The 17,419-nt window shown below is 63.2% G+C and carries 17 protein-coding genes; 5 read left to right on the top strand and 12 right to left on the bottom strand.

The genetic code is table 11. The features are described from left to right. Window positions 1-41 precede the first annotated feature (41 nt). Window positions 42-866, top strand: coding sequence for a class I SAM-dependent methyltransferase (locus tag NKH41_RS16260; RefSeq protein WP_352539671.1), 825 nt, complete (start codon window positions 42-44; stop codon window positions 864-866). A 406-nt stretch (window positions 867-1,272) separates the two neighbouring features. Here NKH41_RS16260 and mmsB read toward each other — a convergent pair whose 3' ends face one another. Both mmsB and NKH41_RS16250 read right to left on the bottom strand, forming a co-directional pair. Then, the gene (mmsB, locus tag NKH41_RS16255; protein WP_352767980.1) at window positions 1,273-2,157 is read right to left on the bottom strand and encodes a 3-hydroxyisobutyrate dehydrogenase; all 885 of its coding nucleotides are present in this window, start codon (window positions 2,155-2,157) and stop codon (window positions 1,273-1,275) included. 182 nt (window positions 2,158-2,339) lie between these two features. After that, the gene (locus NKH41_RS16250) at window positions 2,340-3,506 is read right to left on the bottom strand and encodes an isobutyryl-CoA dehydrogenase (protein WP_352470310.1); all 1,167 of its coding nucleotides are present in this window, start codon (window positions 3,504-3,506) and stop codon (window positions 2,340-2,342) included. 151 nt (window positions 3,507-3,657) lie between these two features. Here NKH41_RS16250 and NKH41_RS16245 point away from each other — a divergent pair, with 151 nt between their 5' ends. Then, window positions 3,658-4,272, top strand: a complete 615-nt coding sequence (locus NKH41_RS16245; protein WP_352767983.1) for a dimethylsulfonioproprionate lyase family protein — start codon at window positions 3,658-3,660, stop codon at window positions 4,270-4,272. A gap of 1 nt (window position 4,273) precedes the next feature. Then, window positions 4,274-5,743: a cobyric acid synthase gene (locus tag NKH41_RS16240; RefSeq protein WP_352490696.1), complete on the top strand. Its 1,470-nt coding sequence runs from the start codon at window positions 4,274-4,276 to the stop codon at window positions 5,741-5,743. 52 nt (window positions 5,744-5,795) lie between these two features. Here NKH41_RS16240 and NKH41_RS16235 read toward each other — a convergent pair whose 3' ends face one another. The 3 genes from NKH41_RS16235 to NKH41_RS16225 form a co-directional block, all read right to left on the bottom strand. Beyond that, entirely contained in the window at window positions 5,796-6,215 is a 420-nt protein-coding gene (locus tag NKH41_RS16235) for a VOC family protein (protein ID WP_352451986.1), read from the bottom strand. 73 nt (window positions 6,216-6,288) lie between these two features. After that, complete coding sequence (locus NKH41_RS16230; RefSeq protein ID WP_352470313.1) at window positions 6,289-7,116, bottom strand: helix-turn-helix domain-containing protein; 828 nt, start codon at window positions 7,114-7,116, stop codon at window positions 6,289-6,291. Between the two features lie 111 nt (window positions 7,117-7,227). Beyond that, window positions 7,228-7,398, bottom strand: coding sequence for a hypothetical protein (locus NKH41_RS16225; RefSeq protein WP_352451984.1), 171 nt, complete (start codon window positions 7,396-7,398; stop codon window positions 7,228-7,230). 153 nt (window positions 7,399-7,551) lie between these two features. Here NKH41_RS16225 and NKH41_RS16220 point away from each other — a divergent pair, with 153 nt between their 5' ends. Further along, window positions 7,552-7,983, top strand: coding sequence for a TerB family tellurite resistance protein (locus NKH41_RS16220; protein WP_352470314.1), 432 nt, complete (start codon window positions 7,552-7,554; stop codon window positions 7,981-7,983). A 6-nt stretch (window positions 7,984-7,989) separates the two neighbouring features. Here NKH41_RS16220 and NKH41_RS16215 read toward each other — a convergent pair whose 3' ends face one another. The 5 genes from NKH41_RS16215 to NKH41_RS16195 all read right to left on the bottom strand — a co-directional run bounded on the left by NKH41_RS16215 (window position 7,990) and on the right by NKH41_RS16195 (window position 14,580). After that, on the bottom strand, window positions 7,990-9,612 hold the full coding sequence (locus NKH41_RS16215) for an ABC transporter ATP-binding protein (RefSeq protein WP_352767988.1): 1,623 nt from the start codon (window positions 9,610-9,612) through the stop codon (window positions 7,990-7,992). After that, on the bottom strand, window positions 9,609-10,478 hold the full coding sequence (locus tag NKH41_RS16210) for an ABC transporter permease (RefSeq protein WP_352490687.1): 870 nt from the start codon (window positions 10,476-10,478) through the stop codon (window positions 9,609-9,611). The genes NKH41_RS16215 and NKH41_RS16210 overlap by 4 nt, the downstream gene beginning before the upstream one ends. Beyond that, window positions 10,475-11,422 carry an ABC transporter permease gene (locus NKH41_RS16205; RefSeq protein WP_352767992.1) on the bottom strand — a complete coding sequence of 316 codons (948 nt, stop codon included), beginning with the start codon at window positions 11,420-11,422 and terminating at the stop codon, window positions 10,475-10,477. Before NKH41_RS16205 ends, NKH41_RS16210 begins: the two co-directional genes overlap by 4 nt. A gap of 259 nt (window positions 11,423-11,681) precedes the next feature. Then, window positions 11,682-13,160, bottom strand: a complete 1,479-nt coding sequence (locus tag NKH41_RS16200; protein ID WP_352767995.1) for an ABC transporter substrate-binding protein — start codon at window positions 13,158-13,160, stop codon at window positions 11,682-11,684. A gap of 130 nt (window positions 13,161-13,290) precedes the next feature. Then, window positions 13,291-14,580: an acetylornithine deacetylase/succinyl-diaminopimelate desuccinylase family protein gene (locus tag NKH41_RS16195; RefSeq protein WP_352767998.1), complete on the bottom strand. Its 1,290-nt coding sequence runs from the start codon at window positions 14,578-14,580 to the stop codon at window positions 13,291-13,293. A gap of 222 nt (window positions 14,581-14,802) precedes the next feature. Here NKH41_RS16195 and NKH41_RS16190 point away from each other — a divergent pair, with 222 nt between their 5' ends. Then, window positions 14,803-15,231, top strand: a complete 429-nt coding sequence (locus tag NKH41_RS16190; RefSeq protein WP_352470461.1) for a L,D-transpeptidase — start codon at window positions 14,803-14,805, stop codon at window positions 15,229-15,231. 143 nt (window positions 15,232-15,374) lie between these two features. On the opposite strand, the gene NKH41_RS16185 is transcribed toward NKH41_RS16190, so the two are convergent. Together NKH41_RS16185 and NKH41_RS16180 are read right to left on the bottom strand one after the other, a co-directional pair. Next, a complete protein-coding gene (locus NKH41_RS16185; RefSeq protein ID WP_352768001.1) occupies window positions 15,375-16,367 on the bottom strand; it encodes a lipid A biosynthesis lauroyl acyltransferase in 993 nt (330 codons plus the stop codon). Window position 16,368: 1 nt separating this feature from the next. Then, on the bottom strand, window positions 16,369-17,397 hold the full coding sequence (locus NKH41_RS16180; RefSeq protein WP_352768004.1) for a zinc-binding dehydrogenase: 1,029 nt from the start codon (window positions 17,395-17,397) through the stop codon (window positions 16,369-16,371). Window positions 17,398-17,419 lie beyond the last annotated feature (22 nt).

The raw sequence follows: 17,419 nt of genomic DNA, 5'->3' as shown, positions 1-17,419 counted from the left end.
ATCGGGCCCGTTGCCCGAGATCGTTGTGCGGGAGGGACACTATGGCCCAGCAGGAGCAGTGGCAGCTGGAAGGCAGCGCCGCGGACCTCTACGAGCGCTACCTGGTCCCGGCAATCACAGCCCTGTGGGCTGCGGACCTGATGGATCGTGCTGCGCCTCAATCTGGTGAGCGGATTTTGGACGTAGCTTGCGGCACCGGCGTGGTGGCACGCTCGGCGGCCGAGCGTATGGGAAGTGGGCAGGTCGTCGGCCTCGACATCAATACGGGCATGCTCGCCGTTGCTAGGTCGCTCCCGAGAGGCGCTGGAGCGCGTATCGACTGGCACGAGGGAAGCGCGCTCGAAATGCCGTTCCCTGACTCCGCCTTCGATCTGGTTCTTTGCCAGCTCGGACTGCAGTTTTTTCCGGATCGATCTAGTGCGCTCCGTGAGATGTTCCGGGTTCTGGTGCCTGACGGCCGACTGGCTTTAAACGTTTTCAGCGCTATTGAGCACACTCCTGCGGCGAAGGCGCTGGCGGATGCCTTGGATCGACACCTCGGTCCAGGCGCTTCGGCAACGAAAAGGTCTGAGCATTCACTCGCCGATGCGGACGAGCTTTACCGATTGGTGGCCGAGGCGGGATTTCGTCAGGTGACCATCCACACGACGACACAAAACATCCGATTTCCCTCGTCTAGGGAATATGTGCGACTACAGCTGGCAGCGACTCCGCAGGCCGGGCTGGTCAGCAGAATTGATGCCGGGCATCGGGAAGCAGTCATCGCAGCGATCACCGGTGATCTAGATTTTTCGCTGGCAATCTATTCAACTGAAGGGGAGCTGATGTTCCCCCAAGAGGCCCACGTCGTGCTCGCACGCAAGTAGCGTAGCTGACCGATGAGCCATGGCACCGACGCGCTGGGGGATTGGGGCGCGACCACCTGTGGGTCGACGTAGCTCAGGACAGCAGCCACGACGCCGACGATCATCTGGAGACGCGCCAGGGCGATCGCCTCATTGTCCTTGAAGAATGCGAAACGCAAAAACCGCGCTCCATCGGAACGCGGCTTTGCCAGATACGCATGGCGCTTCGCCAACAATACACTTGCGAAACTAACGGCGAACCTTACGGGCTCCGGTACGCGAGACCTGATCCGGAGCGCCGGGCGGATGTCCGCCTCGCAATCCGTTTTAAACGCATATCGTTACTGCAGGGTTAGCAAGAGCTTAAGCAAACCTAAATTTGCCGACTTTCCGCTTTGGGCAGATCGAAAACCTGTGAACTTGGAGCTTACGCCGGGTCACCACGGAGGAAATTAATGATGCCGGAAAAATCCGCGCCGGCATTCCCTTGTGCGTTGAACAGCGCATAAAGCTGGGCTGCCTCGGCGCCGAGCGGCGTTGCTGCACCGACGCTCTGTGCGGCCTCCTGCGACAGTTTCAGGTCCTTCAGCATCAGTGCCGCCGCGAAGCCAGGCTTATAGCCATTGTTGGCGGGCGATGTCGGCACCGGGCCGGGCACCGGGCAATAGGTGGTCAGCGACCAGCACTGGCCGGACGACGTCGAGGCGACGTCGAACAGCGCCTGGTGCGACAGGCCGAGCTTTTCCGCCAGCACGAAGGCCTCGGCAACGCCGATCATCGAAATGCCCAAAATCATGTTGTTGCAGATCTTCGCCGCCTGTCCGGCGCCGTCGTCGCCGCAATGAACGATGCGGCCGGCCATCGGCTTGAGGATTGGTTCGGCCATGGCGAAGGCATCCTTCGAACCGCCGGCCATGAAGGTCAGTGTGCCGGCCGCCGCACCGCCCGTGCCGCCGGAGACCGGCGCGTCGATCGACAGCAACCCGTGCTTGGCGGCGATGGCATGGGCCTTTCGAGCCGACTCGACATCGATGGTCGAGGAATCGATGAACAGCGCGCCTTTTTTTGCCTTGGATACTATGTCTGCGTAAACCGACAGAACATGCTTACCGGCCGGCAGCATGGTGATGACCGCATCGGCGTCTTTCACCGCTGCAACGGCGTTGGCCATGATGACGACGCCGTGTTCCCTGGCGATGACGAGATTCTCCGGCACCAGGTCGAAGCCGTGCACGGCATACCCGGCCTTGACCAGGTTGGAGGCCATCGGATTGCCCATATTGCCGAGGCCGATGAAGGCGATGGTGGTCATAATGGCGCTCCGTGAGTGGAATAGTGAATAGTGAATAGTGAATAGTCAGTAGTCAGTAGTCAGTAGTCAGTAGTCAGTAGTCAGTAGTCAGTAGTGATCATGTATTACTCATAGTCTATATGATAGCCTCACCATTCACCATTCACCATTCACCATTCACTATTCACTATTCACTAAATTCTCTATCGTCCGATCAGGGCGCGAGCGATGATGACGCGCATGATCTCGTTGGTGCCTTCGAGGATTTGGTGGACACGCAGGTCGCGCACCAGCTTCTCGATGCCGTAATCGTGCAGATAACCATAGCCGCCGTGCAGCTGCAGGGCGTCGTTGGCGACATTGAAGCCGGTGTCGGTGACGAAGCGCTTTGCCATCGCCGACCATTTCGAGGCCTCCGGCGCGTTGCGGTCGAGCTTCGAGGCGGCGGTATAGAGGAAGACGCGCGCTGCCTGCAGTTCGGTCTCCATGTCGGCAAGCTTGAACTGCAGCGCCTGGAACTGGTTGATCCTCGAGCCGAAAGCCTTGCGCTCGGCGGTGTAGGCGAGCGCCTTGTCGAGTGCCGATTGCGCGCCGCCGAGCGAGCAGGCGGCGATGTTCAACCGGCCGCCGTCCAACCCGGCCATGGCGATGCCGAAGCCGGCGCCCTCGACCGACAGCAGGTTTTCGGCCGGCACCTTGCAGTCCTCGAAGACGACCTGGCGCGTCGACTGCATGTGCCAGCCCATCTTGTGCTCGTTGGCGCCGAAGGAAAGGCCCGGCGCATCGTTCGGCACGACGAAGGTGGAAATGCCTTTCGGCCCGTCGGCGCCGGTGCGCGCCATGACGACATAGAGGTCGCTGTCGCCGGCACCGGAGATAAACTGCTTGGCGCCGTTCAGCACATAGTCGCCGCCGCTTTTGACCGCACGCGTCTTCAGCGCCGCGGCATCGGATCCCGAACCCGGCTCGGTCAGGCAGTAGCTTGCCAGCCATTCCATCGAGGTCAGCTTCGGCAGGAAACGCCGGCGCTGCTCGTCGCTGCCGAAGCGGTCGATCATCGATGCCGCCATGTTGTGGATCGAGATGAAGGCGGAAAACGCCGGATCGGCCCGCGAAAGCGCCTCGAAGATCAACACGGCGTCGAGCCGGCCGAGCCCCGAGCCGCCGACGTCGTCGGGGACATAGATGCCGCCAAGGCCGAGCGGACCTGTCTCGCGGATCACATCGGCGGGGAAATATTTGTTGCGATCCCAGTCGAGTGCGTTCGGCGCCACACGGTCGGCGGCGAAGGCTTGCGCCATCTCCTGGATGGCGCGCTGGTCTTCGTTGAGTTCGAACTGGCTGGTGCCCGCATCGACAGCGGCGTCCATGGCGTGCTCCCTGATGTTTCCGGCCTGCTGGCCTGTCGTTTTTGGCTTTGCGCGCCGTCCAATCTAGACCAATGATGCCGCCGCGCAACCCGACCGTCTCCATCCAACCATCTGGGCAGCCGCTGTGGGCGAATGCGCTTTGGAGCAAAGTGTGACGACAACTTTCGACGAACTGCTTGGATGCTTCCATGCCTATCTCCAGACGTTCGATGATGCGCTGGTGCGCGACGCCGTGGCCCGGATCGGCTGGGACATGCCGTCCCGTCCGCTCGAACCGCATGCACTGCCTTGTCTCGTCCAGCTCGGCCGGATCGTCGAACTCGCTCCCGCTGCGGCCAAGCCACTGGCGCGGCTGGTTGCGGAGCGTCGCGGAGATCTGCGCTGGGGCCAGACCTATGGCGAAGCGGATTTCGGCAAGGCTTTCATCGACAATTACGGCTGGCTGGAGGTGTTCGGCACACGCGGCCATTTCGTCAATTACGAGGTCGCGGGCGGCCTGCTGATCCTTGGGCCCGACATTGTCTACCCCGATCACCACCATGTCGCGGGGGAGATCTACATCCCGCTGACCGGCGGCACCGAATGGCGCATGGGCGACGGCGGTTTTCGCCTTCGAGCGGCGGGCGAGGTGATCCACCATGCCTCTGACATCAACCACGCCATACGCACCGGCAGGGAGCCGCTGCTGGCGCTCTATCTCTGGCGTGGCGGGCCACTGGCGGCCAAGTCGACGATCACCGCAACCGTTGCGCAGGGCAGGGACTGATATGGCCAAGGCGATCATGCTGCAGGGCACGGGTTCGGATGTCGGCAAGACGGTGCTCGTCGCCGGTCTGTGCCGCGCGGCGAAGAAGCGCGGCTTGAAGGTGCGGCCGTTCAAGCCGCAGAACATGTCCAACAACGCCGCCGTCGCCGATATTCCAGGCGATTCAGGCGGCGGCGAGATCGGCCGCGCCCAATGGCTGCAGGCGATCGCCTGCGGCGTGGCGCCGACCGTCCACATGAACCCGGTGCTGCTCAAGCCGCAGACCGATGTCGGCGCTCAAGTCGTCGTGCAGGGCAAGGTGTTCGGCGAGGCGCGGGCGCGCGACTACCAGGCGCTGAAGGGCCGGCTGATGGATGCGGTACTGGACTCCTGGGCAAAGGTCGGCGAGGGCGCCGATCTGGTCATTGTCGAGGGCGCCGGCTCGCCGGCCGAGATCAATCTCAGGAGCCGCGACATTGCCAATATGGGCTTTGCGACGCGCGCCGGCGTGCCGGTGATCCTGGTCGGCGATATCGATCGCGGCGGCGTCATCGCCTCGGTCGCCGGCACCCATCTGATCCTGCCGGAGGAGGACCGGCGCATGATCGTCGGCTACCTCATCAACAAGTTCCGTGGCGACGTCTCGCTGTTCGAAGACGGCATCAAGGCGATCGAAAAATTCACCGGCTGGCGCTGTTTTGGCGTCGTGCCGTGGCTGAAGGCGGCGGCGCGGCTGCCATCGGAAGATTCCGTCGTGCTCGAGCGACTGGCGTCCGGCGAGAAGCGCGCGCTGAAGATCGCCGTGCCGGTGCTCTCGCGCATCGCCAATTTCGACGATCTCGACCCGCTCAAGGCCGAACCGCAAGTTGAGGTGGTGTTCGTGCCGCCTGGTGAGCGCTTGCCCGAAGATGCGGGTCTGGTGGTCATTCCCGGCTCGAAGTCGACGATCGGCGATCTCCTGAAATTTCACGAGAACGGCTGGGACCGCGACCTTGCCGCGCATAGGAAACGCGGTGGTCATATCGTCGGCATTTGCGGCGGCTTCCAGATGCTTGGTCATATCGTGCGCGATCCCGACGGCATCGAGGGCAGCGTTACAGAAACGCAAGGGCTTGGCCTGCTCGACGTCGAAACGGTGATGGAGCCGGAAAAGACGGTGCGCAATGTCAGCGCGCGCTCGGTGCAATTCGATCTGCCGCTCGAGGGCTACGAGATCCATCTCGGCCGCACCACCGGTCCGGACACGCTGCGGCCGTCCGCCGTTATCAACGGCATCGATGACGGCGCTATCTCGGCCGACGGCAAGGTGCTGGGCACCTATATGCACGGGCTGTTTTCCGCCGATGCCTTCCGGGCGAAATTCCTCGAAAGCCTCGGCGTCAAGGGCGGCGGCATCGACTACCGCGCCGAGGTCGAACGGGCACTGGACGAGATCGCAGCCGAACTGGAAACCCACCTCGACTGCGACACGATTTTTGGGCTGGCGCGTTAGATACTTTGCCTGAGCATGATCTTGTCCGAAAACCGGTCTCCACTTTTCGGGATCATGCTTTCTCGTCAGCCTTCGGCCAGTAGGTGCCGAACGACCAGACGTTGCCTTCCGGATCGCGGCAGATGAATTCGCGGCTGCCATAGTCGCGGTCGGTGAGTTCTTCCAGAATCTCGGCGCCGGCGGTCTTTGCCCGCGCGTATGCCGCGTCTGCGTCAGCGACCGCAACGTAGATCGACTTGCCGCCACCCGAACCCGGCGCGCCGACCATCTTGCCATAGGCGTCGTCGCGCGCCGTGCCGAGCATGACGATCGAAGAGCCGAAAGCGAGTTCGGCGTGGTGCACCACGTCGCCTTCGCCATAGCGGGCGCGAACGCTGAAGCCGAAGGCCTCGCACAGCCAATCGATCATCTTGCCGGCATTCCTGTAGCGCAGCGCCGGATAAAGCCGCGGTGGTTCGGGGGTGTTCGGCATGGCTGATCTCCTTCAGCGGGTTGGTCGATCAACCCAGTCTGCGCGACGGCCGGTTGCGCGTCTTGAAGAAATGTTACCTCGCGGCAAGCGCCGTCGGCGCGACGCCTGCCAGGTCGCGAAACTCGCGTACCAGATGCGCCTGGTCGGCATAGCCGCAGTCGGCGGCGATGTCGGCCCAAGCGCTGTTCGCCTGTCTCGACAGGCCAAGCGCATGATTGAAGCGGACGATGCGCGAGAGCGTTTTTGGGCCGGTGCCGATAGCGTCCGAAAATTTTCCGGTAAGATGCTTGCGGCTCCAGCCAAGCTTTTCGGCCAGCGTCGAGATGCGGGTCCGCCCACGCGTCGAGACGATCGTCTCATAGGCCCAGACCATTTCGGCCTGGGTGCGGTCCGCGGTTGCCAACCGATCGCCAACGAAGGCTTCGGCGATGGCAAAGCGTGAGCTCCAATCCGGTGCATTGCCGAGCCTTTCGCGCAGCGCGATGCCTTCTACGCCGAGCACGTCATCCAGGCCGACCATGCGGTCGGTCAGTTCGATCATCGGGCGGCCGAAGAAGCGACGAGCGCCGAGCGGGCTGAAATTGATCTGCACACAGCAGGCGCCGCCGAAGGATTCGATCACTACCGGCCCGGCATAAAGGCCGGCGGCAAAACTGGCGAAGCGGTCATTGTCGCCCGGGTCATGGCCGAGCCCGATGGCAAAGGGTTCGGCAAAGCTGATGACCAGCGGCACGGTCAGCGAGGCATATTCGACGGCGCGGAAATGGCCTGGCATGGTTTCGCGAAAGCCGCATATGTCGGTGACGGCGCCCTGAAGCCGATGGCTCGGCGCGCGCCGCACCATCTCGAACCGATCGAGGCCTGGGCTTTCGTGGCGGCTGCCGTCTTCGCTGTCGGGCATGCGCTTTCCTTCCGCCACGCGACTTTAACAGACCATTCGTCGGAATCAAAAGCGCCCCGCGTTTTGGCGGGCGCGCCGCGTTGCCTGGGATTGTGAATTGTATGGACGTGTTTAGGCGCCGCGCATCAGGCAGCCGGCGGCCAGCACGATGTAAGCGATGACGACAATCCACACAGCAGCCAAAGGGATGAACGCAAGGACGCCAAGCGCGGCGAGAACGCCGATAATGGCGATAACAAGGGATATAATGAAAATAAGCTGGGTAGGCGCACTGAGATTCATGTTCGGTCCCTCCTCAACATGATTCGTACAACGGCATACTATCAGTCGCGCGGTCACACACCAATGAGTGCACGCAGGCGGCTTTTCCACCATCGCACCCCGTTTGCGCCAAGCCGATTCCGCGCTACCTTCCCGACGAATCGGAAGGGGCTGATGGCGATGGGATTGCTGGACCAGATACGCTCGATCTTCGACGGCGACCCCGGCGTGCGCAAGGTCGCGGACGATCCGGTGCTGTCGGCGGAATTGCTGATGCTGTTCCGTATGATCCTGGCCGACGGTTCGGTCAGCGAAAGCGAAATGACCGCCTTCAGGCGTATCTGCCGCGACGCCTTCGGCATACCCGAAACCAGCGTCGACAGCGTCATCGAATATCTCAACGATTTCGGCTACGAGACCAACAGCTCGCAGGCCGTCGCCCAATTCCGCGACCTCGACGTCGAACGGCGCAAGCTGCTCGCCCGCCACATGGCCGAGATCGCCAAGGCCGATTCGCAACTTGCCGGGAGCGAGATGCAGCTGTTGCGCCGCACGCTCGATTTGCTCGACATCAGCCCGGCCGATTTGGTCAAGCCGCAAGGCTGAGGCCGCTCACCCCTGTTCGTGCAGCCGTTTTGCGATCGCCCGGTGCAGGTCTGGAGCAGCAGTGACCAAGGCTTTGGCCGCCTCGGACTGCGGGTGGTCGAGCACTTCGCTCGTCCTGCCGCGCTCGACGATCTTGCCGTCATGCATGACCATCACCTCGTCGGTGATGGCGCGGGCGACGGTCAGATCATGGGTGATGAACAGATAGGCGATGCCGAGCTTCTGGTTGAGGTCGGCGAACAGATCGAGGATCTGCGCGCGGATCGAGACATCGAGCGCCGAGACCGGCTCGTCGGCGACGACCAGTTTCGGCCGCGTGATGATGGCGCGGGCGATCGAAAGGCGCTGGCGCTGGCCGCCCGAAAACTCATGCGGATACTTGTCCATGTCGCCTGGTGAGAGGCCGACCTCGTGCAGCGCATACGCCACCATCTCGCGCCGCGCGGCGGGCGCCGGCTTCTTCTCCAGCACATGCAGCGGCTCGGCCACCAATCTCTCGACCTTCTGGCGTGGGTCGAACGAGCCGTACGGGTCCTGGAACACGACCTGCATGTCGCGCCGTGCCGGCTTCAGCTCCGCCTCGCTCTTGTCGGTGAGGATATCGCCGCGGAAGCGGATGGTTCCCGATGTCGGCTTGTCGAGTGCCAGAACCATGCGGGCAAGCGTCGACTTGCCGCAGCCGGAACGGCCGACGAGCGCCACCGACCGGCCGGGCGCCATCGAGAAGGAGACATCGTCGACGGCGCGGATGGCAGCCGCGCGTTTAAACAGGGATATGCGCCGTCCCGGATAATCCCGCGTTACGCTCTCTACCTGAAGCAGCGGTTTGGCCGATCCGCTGTCGTGTGTGCGGGCCCGCGCCGGCACATGCATCGAGGCCTGCGCCAGCTGTCGCGTGTAGGGATGAAGCTGTTCGGACAGCGTGCGCGCGGTATCGCCGGCCTCCATCACCTCGCCATGGCGCAGGATGGTGATGCGGTCCGCCATCTCGGTCACCACTGCGAGGTCGTGCGAGATGAGCAGAAGACCCATGCGGTTTTCCGCTACGAGGTCGCGCAGCAGGTCGAGGATCTGCGCCTGCAGCACCACGTCGAGCGCGGTCGTCGGCTCGTCGGCGATCAGCAGCTTGGGCTTCAGCGCACAGGCGATGGCGATGACGACGCGCTGGCGCTGGCCTCCGGACAGCTCATGCGGATAACGCGACAGCGGGAACTGCGCCGCCGGCAAGCCGACCCGGTCGAGCATTTTTCGCGCCCGTTGCTCGGCGTCCGCGCGGCTCGCCCTGGTGTGCCAGCGAATACCTTCGGCGACCTGCTCGCCAATGGTCTTGACCGGGTTGAGCGCCGTCATCGGCTCCTGGAACACCATGCCGATGTCGTCGCCGCGCAGCGCGCACATCTGGTCCTCGCTCGCCGCCAGAATATCGATGCCGTCGAAGGTAACGCGTCCCGTGGCGCGTGCCGCCCAGGGCAAGAGCTGCATCACGGTGAGCGCCGTCATCGACTTGCCGGAGCCGGATTCGCCGACCAGCCCCATGACTTCGCCGGGCGCGACGGATAGCTCGACGTCCCTGAGGATGGGCGTGCCGCCGATGGTCAGCGACAGCTTCTCGATTTCGAGCAGGCTCATCGCTGCCGCCGCGACTTCGGATCGAGAATGTCGGCAATGCCGTCGCCAAGCAGGTTCAGGCCAAGCACGGTGATGACGATCGCCATGCCCGGAAAGATCGCCATCCACGGCGCCACCACCATGCGGGTCTGGGCGTCGAACAGCATGCGGCCCCAGCTCGGCATCGGCGGCTGCGTGCCCAGCCCGACATAGGAAAGCCCGGCTTCGGCCAGTATGCCCAGCGCGAACTGGATGGTGCCTTGCACCAGCAGCAGCGTGGCGATGTTGGGCAGCACATGTTCGATACTGATCAGCGTCCTGCTCTTGCCGGCGGCGCGGGCGGCGAGGATGAATTCGCGGGGCCAGATCGCCAGGGCGCCGGCCCGAGCGACGCGCGCGAAGACCGGGATGTTGAAGATGCCGATGGCAATGATGGCGTTGAACGCGCCGGGCCCGAAGATGGCGGTGATCATGATTGCCGAAAGCAGCGCCGGAAAGGCGAAGACCAGGTCGTTCAGCCGCATCAGCACGTCATCGGCGATGCCGCCGCGCGCCGCAGCAAAGGCGCCGAGCGGCACGCCGACGCCCATGCCGATGCCGACCGCCACCAGCGCCACGGCAATCGAGTTGCGGGCGCCGACCATGATCATCGACAGGATGTCGCGACCGAAATGGTCGGTGCCGAACCAGTGCGCCAGCGATGGCGCCTGGGTCTTGTCGGAAATGACCAGCCTGGTGACATCATAAGGCGTCCACAAGAAGGAAAGGATCGCGACCGCAGCCACCAGTGCGGTGATGACGAAGCCGGCGAAGAACGAACGGTTTTTGAACGCCTTGGCCAGGATGCCGGCGAGATTCTCGTCGGGGATGTCGATGTGCAGCGTCATTGCCTGCCTCTCAGGCGCGGATCGACCACCGCATAGGAGAGATCGACAACGAAATTGACGATGATGACGGCGGCAACCAGCAGCATGACGACGCTCTCGACCACGATCAGGTCACGCTGGTTGATTGCCTGGAACACCAGCCGGCCGAGGCCGGGCAAATAGAAGACGTTCTCGATGATGATGGTGCCGGCAAGCAGGAAGGCGAATTGCAGGCCTAGAATGGTGACCACCGGGATCAAGGCGTTGCGCAGCGCATGCCGCCACAAGACAAGACGATAGGGCAGGCCCTTGGCGCGGGCGGTGCGGATGTAATCCTCATTCAGCACTTCAATCAGCGCCGAGCGGGTGACCCGGGCGAGGATCGCCGCCTGCGGCAGAGCGAGGGCGACCGCCGGCAGGAGCAGCGACTTCAGCGCCGGCCAGACGCCGGCGCCCCAGCCGGGAAAACCGCCGCCCGGCACCAGCCGCAGCCAGACGGCGAACAGATAGATCAGCATCAGCGCAAACCAGAAATTGGGCACGGCGACGCCAAGCTGGGCGGCGCCCATCGCAACCGTGTCGCCGGCGCGGCCGCGCCGGCTGGCGGAAAACAGCCCGACCGGGATGGCAATGACTGTGGACAGCGCCAGCGCCATCAGCGCCAGCGGCAGCGAGACGACGAGACGCTCGCGGACCAGATCGATGACCGGCACCGAATAGGTATAGGAACGGCCGAAATCGAGGCTCAGCAAGCCGCCGGCCCAATGCAGGTAGCGCAGCACGACGGGAGCGTTGAGACCCATCTGGTTGCGCAGCAATTCGATCTGGTCGGCGCTGGCGTTCAGGCCAAGCATCAGCCGCGCCGGGTCGCCGGGAATGATCTCCAGCACGGCAAAAACGACCATTGAGGCCAGAACCAGCGTGACGATGGCGATGATGAGGCGCTTGAGGAGGTAGGCGGTCATGGACGTTGAGGAACCGCTGTGTTGCCGGACGCAAAAACCGGGCGAAGCTTGCGTTCCCGCCCACCCCCCTCTGTCCTGCCGGACATCTCCCCCTCAAGGGGGGAGATTGGCAGTTTCAACGCCGGCACTGTCCTTGCAACGCTAGTGGTTAGCGAAAGCGGCGGTGAGGGCTCAATCTCCCCCCTTGAGGGGGAGATGTCCGGCAGGGCAGAGGGGGGTGTGACGGAGTGCAACTTTCGCCCTTCTATCAGCGACCCGCTCAATCCGTCCACTTCACCTTGGTCAGGTCGTTGGCCTGGATCGGGGCATTTTCCCACAGGCCCTGCAGTTTGGCGTCCCAGACGCCGACCTTCGGCAATTCGTAGAGGAAGCCGACCACGGCGTCATCGGCCAGGACCTTCTGCGCCTCGCCGAGCAGCGTCGTGCGCTTGGCCTCGTCGGAGGTAAGGTTCAATTCGTCGATGATCTTGTCGAAGGCCGGATTGTCGTAGTTGAAGTAATAGTCCTTACGCGAATAGATATCGATGTCGTTAGGCTCGGTATGGGAAACGATGGTCAGGTCGTAGTCCTTCTTGGTGAAGACCTGGTCCAGCCATTGCGCCCATTCGACCGGGATAATCTCGAGATCGATGCCGATTTCGCGAAGCTCGGAGGCGATGATCTCGCCACCAAGCCGCGCATAGGAGGGCGGCGGCAGCTTGAGCGTCGCCTTGAAGCCATTCTCCAGGCCGGCTTCCTTCAGCAACTCCTTGGCCTTCTCCACATTGTGCGGATAGAGGCCGGTGAGGTCGACATAGGCCTTGCTGGCGGGCGACATGTGCGAGCCGATCGGCACGCCTAGGCCGGCCGAGGCGCCGTCGATGATCGCCTTGCGATCGAGCGCAAAGGAAATCGCCTGCCTGACCTGCAGCTTGTCGAAGGGCGGCTTCTTGTTGTTGATCGACAGGATGGTTTCACCCTCGGTCGAGCCGATCACCACCTTGAAGCGCGGATCGTCCTTGACCTGGGCGACGCTGTCGGGGTCGAAGAACGGAAAGGCCTGAACGTCGCCGGAAAGCAGCGCCGGAACGGCGGCGGCGGCATCCGGAATGATGCGGAACTCGGCCTTGTCGAGGAACACCGGGGCGCCCCAGTAATTGTCCGACTTGACCAGCGTGATCGATGAGCCCTTGGCCCAGTTCTGGAACTTGAACGGGCCGGTGCCGATCGGTTTTTCCTTGTTGGTGTCGGCTGTCTCAGGCGCCACGATCACCGCGTCGCCCCAGCCCATATTGTAGAGGAACGAGCCTTGCGGGTTCTTCAGCGTGACCTTCACCGTCGCGGGATCGACGACCTCGACCTTGTCGATGGCGGCAAACAGGGCCTTTTGCGCGTTGACGGAATTGTCGGCGCGGGCACGGTCGAGCGAGAATTTCACGTCGTCGGCGTTGAAGTCGGTGCCGTCATGGAATTTCACGCCTGTATGCAGCTTGAAAGTGTAGACCTTGCCGTCGTCGGAAATGCTCCAGCTTTGCGCGAGATCGGGCAGCACCTCGCCGTTCGGGCCGATGCGGGTCAGGCCCTCGAAGACATTGGCATAGAGTACCTCGTCGATTGCCGCGGCGGCACCCGCGGTCGGGTCGAGATGCGGGGGTTCGAGCGTAATGCCGATGACCAGGTCGGTGCGCGCGGCCATCGCCGAGGTCCCGGCGGCCAACGCCAGCGCCGCGGCGGCCACAATGGTTTTCCACAATTTCATCGTGCAACTCCCCATGTCTAAAACACGTGCTCAAACCCGGGCGGATAGAAGCGTGAATTCGCCGCCGAGTAAATTGCGTTTCGTACCGTGTGCCGACGCCGGGAGGAATGTTTTTCCGCCCAGGGCCGGATCATGGCGGGCCGGCGCCCCTCAGCAGCACGCCGAGGCCGATCGCCATCACCTTTGCCGAGTCCAGCATGTCGGCAATGCCGACCCATTCATCGGGCCGATGGGCGAGATCGAGGATGCCCGGGCCATAGGCGATGCAGTCATAGATGTGGCCGATGCGGGCGATGTGCTTCTGGTCGTAGGTGCCGGGCGAAATCACATAATCCGGCTCGCGGTCGAATATCTCCATGATGCCTTGCGCGACCGCCTTCACCACCGGTGCGTCGCGCTCGGTCATCAGCGGCAGCACCTCCATCAGATCGCGGATCTCGTAATCGAACTTTTTGCGCTCGCGCTTCAGCCGTTCCAGGATATCGGTCACCTCGCTCTTGACCGTAGCGAGATCCTCTTCGAGCAGGAAGCGGCGGTCGATGGTCAGCCGGCAGGAATCGGGCACGTTGGGCGAGGGCAGGCCGGGCCGGAAATCCTCCGTCTGGCCGCCATGGATCGAGTTGATGTTCATGGTCGAGCGTTTTGCGCCTTCGGGCACGACCGGCATGCGCGTCATCTTGCGGTCGAGCGCCGGAAACAATTCGTCTTCGAAGGCCCGCAGCACGGCGCCCATATGGCGCACCGCATTGTCGCCGAGGAACGGCATCGAGCCGTGCGCGATCTCGCCCTTGGTCTCGATCTCGGCCCACCAGACGCCGCGATGGCCAAGGCAGATGCGGTCCTTGTTGAGCGGCTCGGGAATGATGACGTGGTCGACCTTCGGCCTCGAGAAATAGCCGAGCTTGGCCAGATGCGCGACGCCGCCAAAGCCGCCGGACTCCTCGTCGACCGTGCCTGAAATCTCGATGGCGCCGGGAAAATCGGGAAACACCTCCATGAAGGCTTCAGCGGCGATGATCGAGGCGGCAAGCCCGCCTTTCATGTCGCATGCGCCGCGGCCATAGACCTTGCCATCCCTGACGATGCCGGCGAACGGATCGAGGCTCCAGCCGTCGCCGGGCTCGACGACGTCGATATGCGAATTGAAGTGCACGCAAGCACCCGGCGCCCGGCCATCGAAGCGGGCGACGACGTTGACGCGCGGGTAACGGTCAGTGTCGCCGGGCGTGCCTTCGGCACGGATGAATTCGATCTCAAAACCACGCTTCTTCAGCCGCGCGCCGATATATTCGGCACATGGCCGATAGGCTTCGCCGGGCGGATTGATGGTCGGAAAGCGGATCAGATCCGCAGTCAGGGCAACCAGATCATCGGCTCGGTCATCGATAGCCTTGAGGAGCCGTTCGTTCGGTTCGTTCATTCGGCGAATTGAGCAGCGGATGAGGCGGTTTTGCAAGCCCGATGGCGAATTGCGAGGCGATTGCGTGTCGTTACGGCAACTATTGCGGGAAATCGTTCAAATTCGCTGCTTTGGATTGGTGAAATCGTCAGGGAGTAGGTGTTAGCTCGCTGGCTTGCCATCAAAACGCTGGAGAACAGCGTGACGGCAGGCAGGCAAGGGGCATCAAAGGGGTTTGATTGCATGAAAAACACTGTTCTCATGGCAGCGGCATTAGTAGCGATGCTGTTCGGTTCGTCGTTCGAGAGCCGTGCGGCCAGCCTGGTCGCGAACATCGATATTTCCTCACAGACGATGACGGTAAGATACGGGCTTTCGTATTATCGGTGGAGCGTTTCCACCGCCCGCAAGGGCTACATCACGCCGCGCGGCAGTTACCGGCCACAGCGGACGGCCCGGATGTGGTATTCGCGCAAATACGACATGTCGCCGATGCCCTATTCGGTGTTCTTCCGCGGCGGCTATGCCATCCACGGCACCGGCGCGATCCGGCAATTGGGGCGCCCGGCATCGCATGGCTGTGTGCGCCTCCACCCCAGCAACGCCGCCGCGTTCTATTCGATGGTGCGCGAAGCCGGCTTCGGCAATACGCGGATTCTCGTGACGAATTAGGGCCTGCTCCTCGGCCCGCAATAAAAAACCCGCCGGAGCGGCGGGTTCGTTGGGGCCAAATAGCACCATACCGAAATCAGTAGCATAGCTGCCGGCACAAAGCAAGAACAAAATAAGGCTTGCACCCAAAAAAGATGGTGCGCTCAGGCGGGTTTGTCGCGCATTGTCGCTGGCCGACGCTTTTTGCGGCCGCTGATCTCCCAGCGCTTGTGGAACCACATCCACTGGCCGGGGTCTTCGCGCACCCAGCGCTCGACCACGTCGTTGAGAAGCTGGGTGGTGGCGGGGACGTCGACACTGCCGCCGGCGGTGCGCGGCAAGGTGAGTTTGTCCTCGATCTCGAGCCGGAAACGGTTGTTCGGCAGGCGTACGCAGCGCGCCGGGTAGACATCGCAATCGTAGTGCCGCGCCAGGGTGCCGAGGACCCGGTTGCTCTCGCAGGGGCGGCCGAAGAATGTCGTCTCGAGCCCGCCGGTGAATTTTTGGTCGACCAGCACGCCGATATTGCCGCCTTTCTCGAGGATGGCCGCAAGTGCGAACGAGGCACCGGTCGAAGACGGCAGCAGCGATCCCATGCTCGAGCGGCGGGTCGAGAGGATGTAGTCGGCGAGGTAAGGGTTGTTGGGCGGGCGAAAGAGCGCCGTGATGTTCATGCCGAAGGTCGCCGCCGCCACTGGCAGCAGCTCGAAATTGCCGAGATGCCCAGTGAAGACGATATGCGGCTTGTCCTCGCCCGCGATGCGCACGAAATGCTCCACGCCCTTGACCTCGACACGGCCCGGCTTCGTCGCAGTGGGATCGTAGTCGAACAAAGCATCGAGAAAGATGTATTCGGTGGCCAGGCGGGCCATGTTGCCCCACATGTCGGAAGCGATCGCCTCGATTTCGGCATCGCTCTTTTCCGGATAGGCCTTGCGCAGATTGTCGACAGCAACCTGATGGCGCGCCACCCAGGGGCCGATGCGGCGGGCAGCGCGGTCGGCGAAATTGAGCGCCCTGTCGGGCGGCAGCAGGCGCAGCGCGGAGATGATGAACATCGCGACGCGCGCGACCAGCCAGTAGTTGAACTGGCGAAGCCGCCTGCCATAGCGGAATCCCACGTCCCTGCGGATCTTCCTGAAGGCGTTGCCGATCATTTCAGCCGACGCGCAGGATGATCTTGCCGAAGACGTCGCGGCCTTCCATGCGCTTCAGCGCCGCATCGATGCCGTCGAAGCCGACCTCGGTGTCGATCACCGGCGCGACCAGGCCCGCCGCCATCTTCTCCATGGCGTCGGCCATGTTTTCCATGCGGCAGCCGAACGAGCCTAGCAGCTTCAGCTGCTGCTGGAACAACTGCATCAAATTGATCTGCGTCGACACGCCGGACGTCGAGCCGCAGGTGACCAGCCGACCGCCGCGTTTGAGGCACAGCATCGAGGCGGCAAAGGTGTCGGCGCCGACATGCTCGAACACCACGTCGACGCCCTTCTTCTTGGTCAGCTTGCGCACGACGCCTTCGAAGCGGTCGTCGCGGTAATTGATGACGTGGTCGGCGCCGAGCGCCTTGGCCTTGTCGATCTTGTCGTTCGAGCCGACGGTCGTGATGACCGTGCAGCCCATCTTCTTGGCCAGCTGAATAGCAGCGGAGCCGATGCCGGAGCCGCCGGCATGGACCAGTATCGTCTCGCCGGGTTGCAGCCGGGCATTGTCGAACAGCATGTGCTCGACCGTGCCGAAGGTGACAGGCGCCACCGCCGCGCCGATTTCGCTCACGCCTGGCGGGGCGGGGACCAGAAGGCGCGCCGGCAGGTTGATCTTTTCCTGCGCAAAGCCGTCGAGATGGAAGCCGTGAACGCCCGAGACATGCTCGCAGAGATTGTCACGGCCTTCGCGGCAGGCGCGGCAAAGACCGCAGGTGCGGGCGCCATAGATCGACACCAATTGCCCGGGCACAAGGCTGGAAACGCCGGGGCCGACCGCCTCGACCTCGCCGGAAGCCTCGGCGCCGACGACCAGCGGCAGCTTGCGCTTGGCAAAAGCCATGCCGCGCCAGCCCCAGACGTCGATGTGGTTCAGCGCCACGGCCTTGATGCGCAGCGTCACCTCGCCGAGCGCAGGTTGCGGCGGGGGCGGCAGGTCCACCGTTTCAAGGCGGCGGTCCTCGATAAGTTGCAATGCGCGCATGGTGCCTGTCGGTTCAGTCTGG

Origin of the sequence: Mesorhizobium sp. M1169 (assembly GCF_040318345.1) — a bacterium.
In the GTDB taxonomy this organism is placed as follows: domain Bacteria; phylum Pseudomonadota; class Alphaproteobacteria; order Rhizobiales; family Rhizobiaceae; genus Mesorhizobium.
Note: the sequence above shows the minus strand (reverse complement) of the source record. Positions and strands in the feature narration are given on the sequence as shown.